The organism is Klebsiella sp. MS 92-3 (genome assembly GCF_000195655.1).
In the GTDB taxonomy this organism is placed as follows: domain Bacteria; phylum Pseudomonadota; class Gammaproteobacteria; order Enterobacterales; family Enterobacteriaceae; genus Klebsiella; species Klebsiella pneumoniae.
In genome coordinates this window covers 8,763-17,558 of record NZ_GL882866.1, presented here as the reverse complement: position 1 = coordinate 17,558, position 8,796 = coordinate 8,763, and the positions used below count along the sequence as shown (strand labels likewise).

Here is an 8,796-nt window from a genome sequence, read left to right as displayed (position 1 = left end):
CCAGTACAGGCCGCTCTGGATAAGCTCCGGCGCGTCCTCAAAGTCCTGGCGCAGATCGTCTTTGGCGACGTCGAGGATCTCCGTTTTGACGTTCTGCCGATAGTCGGTGTTGTCCACCAGCTGTTTGAGGCCGCGCCACAGGGATTCGACCTGCTGAAACTCCTGATGGTGCATCACCGCGTCCAGCTGACGGCTTATCTGGAAATCCAGCTCGGCGATATGGTGGTCGATCAGCGTTTTGTCGAGCTTTTCCACCCGCTGGCCGGACTGACGGATGCGTTCCATAAACACCTGCATCGCCGCGGTGAGACGCTCCGCCGCCGGCGTCTCGGAGAGCGCGGCATCGTCCAGAAAGTCGTTGATATCCCCGAGGCGAGACGCCGGGGCGAGATTAATTTTTTCAAACAGCGAGGCGTAAACGCCCTCGCCCGCCCTGTTTTCCTGCAGCGTGGTTTGCCCCTGAACAGGGGCGTTTTCTGTGGTAACAGACATTAGCATTTTCCCGGTTAATCCATTAACAGACTTGCCCCGCACTTATTTCGGGGCAAGCGCACTCATTTCGTCGCGTAATTCCTGGGACAGCGCCGGATCTTTCAGGATTGCCTCAAGCTCTTTTCTGAAAGTGGCGTTATCGAGCAGATTGGATTTGAGATCGCGTAATAAATTACGCATCGCCAGCATGGCACGGAGTTGCGGAATTTGCCGGGCAACCTGCTCCGGTTCAAAATCTTTGATGTCGGTAAAACGCAGTCTGACGTTCTCCTCTTCGCCATTGCCGGCCAGCGTATTCGGCACCGAGAGGTTAACTTCCGGGCTAAATTCCGAAAGTACGCTGTTAAAATTATTTTTATTGACGTTGATTTTTTCTCTTTCCGATAAAGGCCGGTTTTCCTTCCCATGACTAAAATCGCCAATGGTAAGCAGTTTGAGCGGCAGTTCGACCTTCTTTTGCGCGCCGCCGGTATGAAGAGATAATTTGAGATTAATGCGCGCCCTGGGGACTTCATTCTGGAACGTATCAGCCATAGCAGTTCCTTTCCTTAAGGAATAATTATTGAAGATATATTGATGTGAAACGTGACGATGATAAAGCAAAAATGGATTACCGATCAACTTAACCACCTAATAATTATATTTATTCATAAACACCCCCTTTCACCATGAAAATAAAAGCACCATGAATATCAACATTTAAAATGTGTAACAACAGTCAATGATAAATTCAATAAATAATGCACCAAAGGAATGTTTGCAATGGATACTATAAGGCGGGCTAAAACATTAAGCTGATGAATAAAGGAAACCATAAAGACGACCGGGGCAATATAATTCGCTCATTATGCAAATTTAGCGTAACAACGCAATCAATTACTCAGAGGGAAAATATCTGGCTTCCATCCGATTGCCCCTTCGCGGCGGACGCTTAATAGTCCTGGCGCGAAATCTAAACGGTAACAATATTCTTCTGCTCCCCTTACTCCTCACAAACCGATTTTTTGCGGATAACGAGCCACAGCGCGATATCGAACAAAGTTGTCGTTAGCAAAAAAACATGAGCCCGGTTACAAGACGCACACGACACCGTCGTCGGCATCCTGAACGGTTCGCATTCTGCAAGTCGCCAGGCTATATCTAAGACACCTTTCGCCCACAACGAGACACAAAGATGAGCAAGAAAATCCTAATGCTGGTCGGCGATTATGCCGAAGATTACGAAACGATGGTTCCTTTTCAGGCACTGCAGATGATTGGACACCAGGTCGATGCCGTCTGCCCGGATAAAGCCGCTGGCGACTATGTCATGACCGCAATCCATGACTTTGACGGCGCCCAGACTTATAGCGAAAAGCCGGGCCATCGCTTCACGCTGAACGCTGACTTCGCCGCAGTTAAGGCCGAGAACTACGATGCGCTAGTGATCCCCGGCGGCCGGGCGCCGGAGTATCTGCGCCTGAACGAGGAGGTTATTAAACTGGTACAGGCATTCGACGCCGCGCGTAAACCTATCGCCGCCGTCTGCCACGGCCCGCAGCTGCTGGCCGCCGCCGGTATTCTGCAGGGACGGACCTGCAGCGCCTATCCCGCCTGCGCTCCGGAAGTGCGCCTGAGCGGTGGGCACTATGCGGATATTGGTATCGACCAGGCGCATGTGGACGGTAACCTGGTTACCGCCCCCGCCTGGCCTGCTCATCCACAGTGGCTGGCGAAATTCGCCGCCCTGCTGGCGGAATAACCATACTGAGCCGGTGTTTTTGTTGAGCCACCCGCTCCCCTGCGGGAATCTATGCCTCAGCGCGGTGTTTAGTCTCGGGTAAACGCGCTGTTGTATGTTATGCCGATGGCGGGGATGCGCCACGATTTACCGCTTATCTTCAGGGGCCGGTTAAAAAACCAGCCCCTGAAAGATTTATCGCTGCCCTGACGGGCATCATCAATTCAGCAACGCGATCTGCTTGACCACTATTTCATTGATTTTATAGATTATTTCAGGAGTTACGCGTTCTTTGATATCGCGGTCAACAAATACCCGAATGCAATATTTGATGATTTGATACTGATTTAACTTATCACCACATTCAATTAACGGTTTTATTTCGTAGCGGTTCTTAAGATCTTTCACCAAAAGCTTAACTTCGGTTTTATCCAGGTCTTTAAAGGCGCAGTCGGAGACAATATCAACGGCAAATTCATGTGGTTTGAAATGAGGCTGTAATACAGAAGTCAATAACCCGGTGAGTTGACTCTTCCACGCCTTATTTTCCTTGTCAGCGATGTTAGCTTTATACACAGAGTGTTTGGCCTCATAGACCTTCGACCATGGGTGTCGGTTAATAATGTCATCAAGTATTTTTTTATTAACCGCCTCGGTATCGCTGATATCTATCCATTCACCAACCTTGTCATTCAAAAAATAATCATCACTGCACGCCAAATAAAACTCCTTCAGCGCGTCGATGAAGCTTTCATCGCTATGGTCAACGATACGGTCGGTAACGTCAGCGATAATGACATTTTGTGGATCCTTGCTTTGCATAATCTCACATAATGTGCTCAACATCGTCGCAAAGGCGCGGTTTGTTTTATGGTAATACACCTGCGAGAAAAGGCTGGAGCGCGCCCCAATAAACTCAGCGATCGAATCAATCCCACTCTCTTTGTAAGCAAGGTACAATTTTCCCTGTTCCTCGACCGGGACAATTGACATAAACAAGCGATTGTAATCGTAGATGCCACACTTGACGCCGGAGAAATAGCCATCTCTGAGCAAGTAATCCATCCGGTCGGCATCGATCGGACAGGAAGAGATGATCGAGGTCATTAACGGCAGGATATCTGTTGCCTTTCCATTAATTTCCTCAATGATCTGTTGGTCACCGTATCTTTTTTCGATAATTTTTAACACATTTTCGATATTTATTTCGTCATCGACCTTACCTTGTTTTCTCAGATCATGATAAATCATCAGGCTGAACAACAGCGAAAGCTGTTCATGTTCAACTTTCTGTTCTGGCTTGCTTAATACATCAATGATTGAATGGTAGGCCGTGGGGAGAACATCGGAGAATTCGTGCTTACCAGGCATAAAACTCTCAAACTGGTGGGATACCGGCCCGTGCCCGATGTCATGCATCAGGGCAGCGAGTCTCAACTCCTGAATGTTGTGTTTTGGTATCTGATCGATATGACCAAACACATGGCCATCATCATATTTCTTTTGATACCGTATCGCATTCAGGCGTAAATTATTGAGTATTTCACTTGATAAATGCAGCACCCCGAGAGAGTGTTCGAAGCGGCTGTGCACCGCAGAGGGAAACACCTTATATAAAAAAGAGTTCTGTTTAATGTTGCGTAAGCGCTGGAACAGGGGGTGATTGATAAAGGCAATCTCGAGTGTCGTCAAACGAATAGTGCCGTGAATGGGATCAAGGATCTTACTGGTCAATTCATTTTCAAAATCCATATCTTAAATCCTTTCATACGTGCATTAAATATATTTAGCATATTGACTGTTTATTCAACAATAATCTTGCGCATTCAGGCAATAAGGTCAATCACTAATATTTAACGAGCAATGCGGCAGATCTTTATTTCCTTATCTCTGCACAGGGTCGCGCTATATCGGCATCCACTGACATATCGATTGACTACGGATGAAAACAGCCCCGGTTTTCTTCGCTCAGATGCGCATTCCACCGGACACTTCAATTCGCTGGGCATTCACCCAGCGATGATCATCGGATAACAGCGAGGCGATCATCGGCCCGATATCCTCTGGCAGGCCAGGTCGGCCCAGCGCCGTCATATTCGCCACCGCCTGAGCGACCTGCGGGTTATCCCGCACCACCCCGCCGCTGAAATCGGTGGCGATGGCGCCGGGCGCCACGCAGTTCACCGTGATCCCGCGACTGCCCAGCTCAAACGCCATATAGCGAGTCAGGGTTTCCACCGCGGATTTCATGATCGCATAGGGCGCCCGGTTCGCCATCACGATGCGGGTGAGGCCGGACGAGACATTCACTATTCGCCCGCCATCGGCCAGCAGCGGCAATAGTTTTTGGCTGAGGAAAAAAACGCTCTTCACGTGGATGCGATACAGCGCATCGAATTCCGCTTCCGTGGCGTTAAGAAATCCCATGCCGCTGGCGTTGCCGGCATTATTGACCAGATAATCAAATTTATCGGCACCCAGCTCCGTCAGCGCGCCCTGAAAAGCGCTAACAAATGCGTCAAAGGTATCGATTTCGCCGGCGCTGAAAGGCAACGCGATCGCCCGGGCGCCCAGTGCTTCAACCCGTGTAACCACCTCGTTCGCCTCGGCAAGACGCGTTTTGTAGGTCAGTACTACATTTACGCCGCGCTGTGCCAGCGCTTCGACGGTCGCGCGTCCCAGGCCGCGGCTGCCGCCTGTCACCAGGGCGATTTTTGCGCTATTGTTCATGTTTTCTCCTTTTCTCTCTGCTGAAAACATGAGCGATTATAAGCCCCTGAATGCCGACGATAAGACCGCGTTGGGCGACAGGATAGTTTTGCCTGCTGGAACAATGCATGGATAAACTGGATACTCTGACCTTGTTTGTGCGCATCGTCGAACGGGGCTCATTCAGTGCCGCCGCCGCGGATCTGGGGGTTTCCCGGCCAGTAGCGACCGCGGCTATTAAAGCGTTGGAGGTCAGTCTCGGGGCGCGGCTGCTACATCGTACCACCCGGCACGTACGGCCGACGGCAGAAGGCTCGCTGTATTATCAGCGCTGCGTGTCCATTCTGGCGGCCCTTGAGGAGGCCAACCGCAGCGCCGGGGGGAGCATCTCCGGCACCATTCGGGTAGACGTGGCGGGCAACCTGGCGCGGACCCTGCTTCTGCCCGCGCTGCCGCAGTTTCTCGCCCGCTACCCGGACATTACGCTGCAGATCGGGGAAAGCGAGCGTGACGTCGATCTGGTTCGCGAGGGAGTCGACTGCGTCATTCGCGGCGGCCATCTCCCCGACAGCGAGATGATCTGCCGGCCGCTCGCCGGGTTGCAGGAGATCACCTGCGCCAGCCCGACCTATCTCGCCCGGTACGGCACCCCGCATACGATTGAAGGACTGACGGGCCACGTGATGATCGGGTTTGTTTCATCGCGCGCGCACCGTACCTTGCCGCTGAGCTTTACCCAGGATGGCCGCCAGAGCGAGGTCAGTTTGCCCTGTCGGCTGCTGACCTCCGATGCCGACGTCGGCGCCGAAGCGGCAAGGCTTGGCTTTGGCCTGTATCAGGCCCCCTTGCCCCGCCTTGAGGCCGATCTGGCGTCGGGCGCGTTAACGGAAGTGCTGGCCGATTTTCGCCCTGCGCCGTTGCCGCTCTCCCTGCTCTATCCCAGTAATCGGCAGCTCTCTGCCCGGGTACAGGTATTTATCGACTGGGTGACGGCGCTGATGAAGCCTCCCCTGGCGCAGCAGGCATCCGGAAGGCTAAAATAACGTTTGCTATTATTCACGGCACGTGCGTTAATCGTTGAGTTGATTTACCAGACAAAAAGTTATTATCTGAGTACGTGTTCTCATCTCCAGGCGTTATCCCTGATACCACCTTCCTTTGAGCAGTCCCGTTAGTAGTTTGCTTTTTCTGTAAACAGGCCCTGTCAGATCCTTGTCGGCTCCTTAAAAAGTCCGCCATCTGACCCAAAACCCGGCTTACCACCAACTAAAATCAGCCGCGTTAATTTTCCTGAAACGACCATTGTCTTTTCAACAGAACATCACCCATACAAGGTTTACATTATGATCGAACATATCCATTTTAGATGCCCATGCTGCCATGGCTCCCAGTACAGAACGTCCCAGTTTGACGTCACTGAAAAAAACCCTTTTGGTGCGAAATGCATTTTCTGCAAATCAGCCATGATGACATTAGATACCATCCGTCCTCATCACCTGGGCGTGCACTCCGCTGCCCAGGCACAGCAATAAGATGATGAAGCCGGTGAACGCGGGTGGGGAAATTCCCCCGGTGATTCACCCGGGGGCAACGTCTGTTCCCTCACCCGCAGCGATCGTCGGTGGCATGGCTTAGGCGGGTATCAGGCAACGCTTCTATCAGGGTAGTCACATTCTCCCCGGCGCCAGTTTCCACATTAAAATAGTCCACCGCACGCAGAATAAGCCGCAAGCCTCTGCCGCCTTCCGCTAACGGATCGACATCAAAGTGCTCATCGTTACGCGCCAGCGCCAGGCGTTCAGCAGGAAAGATCTCTCCCGCATCGATAAAGCGCAGCGTCACGCGGTCATTGGCAGCGAAAATTTCCCGGGAGACTGCCGCTTTAAAGGCCACTGCGACGGAAGCATCCAACCGACATGTCACCGGCCAGAGGATCAACTGTCACCAGTCAGCTGCCCGTGACGATCGACTACCGCATTGACAACCATCGCGGCAAACGCGTGGGCGCTAACCAGCATACTGAACCCGTCGCCGCAGCGCAGGCGAGGAGATGGATATCGAATCAGCCGATGCCGCAATCAGTCGTGGATTTTCACCCCCAGACATCCGCGAACGAACTCAGGGTTGAAGTGTTTTACCGCTTCGCCAACATAGCCTAAATCCAGGGCGCTGATTTGCGCCATTTCGTTATCTGTTAATACGAAATCCCAGATAGCAAAATTTTCTTCAATGCGCTCCTGGCGGGTGGATTTAGGGATCACCGTGACGCCACGCTGCACGTTCCAGCGCAGAACAACCTGCGCAATGGTTTTCTGGTGCGCATCGGCGATCCCCCGAAGCAATGCATCTTGATACGGATTATGTCTGCCACCGCCTAACGGCGCCCACGCTTCAGGCTGAACGTGATAATGCTTCATGGCTTCCAGCGCCGCGGGCTGCGCGAAATAAGGATGCAGTTCAACCTGGTTCACCATTGGTTTAATTCTGACAGTTTCGCAGAAGTTAGCTAACACATGGGGGTAAAAATTGGAGACGCCGATCGCTTTCAGGGTACCGGCCTCATAGGCCTCTTCCAGCGCACGCCAGGCGCTGAAATAATCGCCCATCGCCTGATGTAGCAAATAAAGATCAAAGTATTCCAGGCCCGATTTTTTTAATGACGCGGCAATCCCGGCTTTCGCCATCCCGGTGTTGGCCATGTCCTGGACCCACAGTTTGGAGGTAATAAACAGCGCCTCGCGGGTACACAGACCTTCGGCGATGGCTTCGCGCACGGCCTCACCCACCGCATCTTCATTATCGTAGACGGCAGCGGTATCGATGAGGCGATAACCGGTGCGAATGGCGTTCAACACCGCCTGCTTACACTCCGCTTTATCGGTCACCTTGAAAACGCCGAAACCCAGCATCGGCATTTTGCGAGCGTTACTTAATACTGAATATTCCACGGTGAAGCTCCCCTCTTGTTAAAACACCATGGTAAGACAGGAACGCGGTCACGATTAGCCTGTCATTCCTGATTTGACTTATGCATTCAATTCATTAATCGCAGTGCGCTGAGATGATCTGATTTTGACAGAGAGCAGAAAAGTCACCCCTGCCGCGCCCAGCAGTAACAGACCGCTCAGTGCAAAAGTGCTGTGCCATCCCAGACTATCAAACACCAGGCCGCCTACCGTTGACCCGAGGGCTATCGATAGCTGGATCACGGCGACCATCAGCCCGCCGCCCGTCTCCGCATCCTCGGGCAGCGTCCGCGCAATCCATGTCCACCAGCCGGTGGGCGCCGCCGTCGCCAGCAGGCCCCACAGGCTTAACAGTACGGCGACCGATCCCGTGTGGTGTCCGGCCAGCAGAAGCGTTCCGGCAATTGCGGCCATTAACAACGGGATAGCCACCAGCGTCGGATAAAATCGGGCATTCAGAACGGTCGTAATAAGCAGCGTGCCGATAAAACCGGCGATACCCATTGTCAGCAATATCAGGGACAGACCAGAAGGACTGACCTGGGTCACCGTCTCCAGAAACGGTCGCACATAGGTAAATAAGGTAAACTGTCCCATAAAGAACAGTCCGCAGGCCAGCAATCCCAGGGATAGCGTAGAAAGACGGAACAGACGCAGCACCGATCCCTGCCGCTGTGGTGCGCGCGGACTTTTCATCGACGGCAGGCTAATGCATTGCCAGACGAAGGCCAGCACCGCCAGCGGGACAAGACATAAAAAGGCGCCGCGCCAGCCGACGGTGGCCCCCAGGTAGCTGCCCAGCGGCGCTGCCACAACGGTGGCCAGCGCGTTGCCGCCGTTAAAGATGGCCAGTGCGCGGGGGACCTGGCGTTGCGGCACCAGCCGAATGGCCGTTGCCGCCGACATCGA

9 protein-coding genes and 1 pseudogene are annotated in these 8,796 nt (G+C 52.8%); 3 read left to right on the top strand and 7 right to left on the bottom strand.

What is annotated here, in order from left to right:
- Positions 1 to 492, bottom strand: a 492-nt coding sequence (locus tag HMPREF9538_RS02205; RefSeq protein ID WP_032457267.1) for a type VI secretion system contractile sheath domain-containing protein, incomplete at its 3' end; no start/stop codon positions are given.
- A 42-nt stretch (positions 493 to 534) separates the two neighbouring features.
- Positions 535 to 1,026 (bottom strand): type VI secretion system contractile sheath small subunit, encoded by a 492-nt coding sequence (tssB, locus tag HMPREF9538_RS02210; protein ID WP_004176434.1) that lies wholly within the window; start codon positions 1,024 to 1,026, stop codon positions 535 to 537.
- Positions 1,027 to 1,666: 640 nt separating this feature from the next.
- On the opposite strand from tssB, the gene HMPREF9538_RS02215 reads away from it, so the two are divergent.
- Positions 1,667 to 2,233 carry a DJ-1/PfpI family protein gene (locus HMPREF9538_RS02215; RefSeq protein ID WP_004190556.1) on the top strand — a complete coding sequence of 189 codons (567 nt, stop codon included), beginning with the start codon at positions 1,667 to 1,669 and terminating at the stop codon, positions 2,231 to 2,233.
- A gap of 198 nt (positions 2,234 to 2,431) precedes the next feature.
- On the opposite strand, the gene HMPREF9538_RS02220 is transcribed toward HMPREF9538_RS02215, so the two are convergent.
- A complete protein-coding gene (locus tag HMPREF9538_RS02220) occupies positions 2,432 to 3,964 on the bottom strand; it encodes an HD domain-containing protein (protein WP_004183778.1) in 1,533 nt (510 codons plus the stop codon).
- 216 nt (positions 3,965 to 4,180) lie between these two features.
- Positions 4,181 to 4,942 (bottom strand): SDR family NAD(P)-dependent oxidoreductase, encoded by a 762-nt coding sequence (locus HMPREF9538_RS02225; RefSeq protein WP_004176437.1) that lies wholly within the window; start codon positions 4,940 to 4,942, stop codon positions 4,181 to 4,183.
- A 107-nt stretch (positions 4,943 to 5,049) separates the two neighbouring features.
- Here HMPREF9538_RS02225 and HMPREF9538_RS02230 point away from each other — a divergent pair, with 107 nt between their 5' ends.
- Together HMPREF9538_RS02230 and HMPREF9538_RS30675 are read left to right on the top strand one after the other, a co-directional pair.
- On the top strand, positions 5,050 to 5,964 hold the full coding sequence (locus tag HMPREF9538_RS02230; protein ID WP_009486318.1) for a LysR family transcriptional regulator: 915 nt from the start codon (positions 5,050 to 5,052) through the stop codon (positions 5,962 to 5,964).
- A 300-nt stretch (positions 5,965 to 6,264) separates the two neighbouring features.
- Entirely contained in the window at positions 6,265 to 6,453 is a 189-nt protein-coding gene (locus HMPREF9538_RS30675) for a hypothetical protein (RefSeq protein WP_004176439.1), read from the top strand.
- 70 nt (positions 6,454 to 6,523) lie between these two features.
- On the opposite strand, the pseudogene HMPREF9538_RS02235 reads toward HMPREF9538_RS30675, so the two are convergent.
- The 3 genes and pseudogenes from HMPREF9538_RS02235 to HMPREF9538_RS02245 form a co-directional block, all read right to left on the bottom strand.
- Positions 6,524 to 6,787 (bottom strand): annotated as a pseudogene (locus HMPREF9538_RS02235) (ATP-binding protein); the annotation flags it as partial.
- Positions 6,788 to 6,999: 212 nt separating this feature from the next.
- Positions 7,000 to 7,869 carry an aldo/keto reductase gene (locus HMPREF9538_RS02240; protein WP_004152141.1) on the bottom strand — a complete coding sequence of 290 codons (870 nt, stop codon included), beginning with the start codon at positions 7,867 to 7,869 and terminating at the stop codon, positions 7,000 to 7,002.
- Between the two features lie 78 nt (positions 7,870 to 7,947).
- The coding region (locus HMPREF9538_RS02245) for an MFS transporter (protein ID WP_009486315.1) at positions 7,948 to 8,796 on the bottom strand (849 nt) is incomplete at its 5' end.

What these genes read in the sequence shown, in the direction of transcription:
- tssB (WP_004176434.1), bottom strand. Translation starts at nt 1,026, where the DNA reads ATGGCTGATACGTTCCAGAATGAAGTCCCCAGGGCGCGCATTAATCTC.
- HMPREF9538_RS02225 (WP_004176437.1), bottom strand. Translation starts at nt 4,942, where the DNA reads ATGAACAATAGCGCAAAAATCGCCCTGGTGACAGGCGGCAGCCGCGGC.
- HMPREF9538_RS02215 (WP_004190556.1), top strand. Translation starts at nt 1,667, where the DNA reads ATGAGCAAGAAAATCCTAATGCTGGTCGGCGATTATGCCGAAGATTAC.
- HMPREF9538_RS02220 (WP_004183778.1), bottom strand. Translation starts at nt 3,964, where the DNA reads ATGGATTTTGAAAATGAATTGACCAGTAAGATCCTTGATCCCATTCAC.
- HMPREF9538_RS02230 (WP_009486318.1), top strand. Translation starts at nt 5,050, where the DNA reads ATGGATAAACTGGATACTCTGACCTTGTTTGTGCGCATCGTCGAACGG.
- HMPREF9538_RS30675 (WP_004176439.1), top strand. Translation starts at nt 6,265, where the DNA reads ATGATCGAACATATCCATTTTAGATGCCCATGCTGCCATGGCTCCCAG.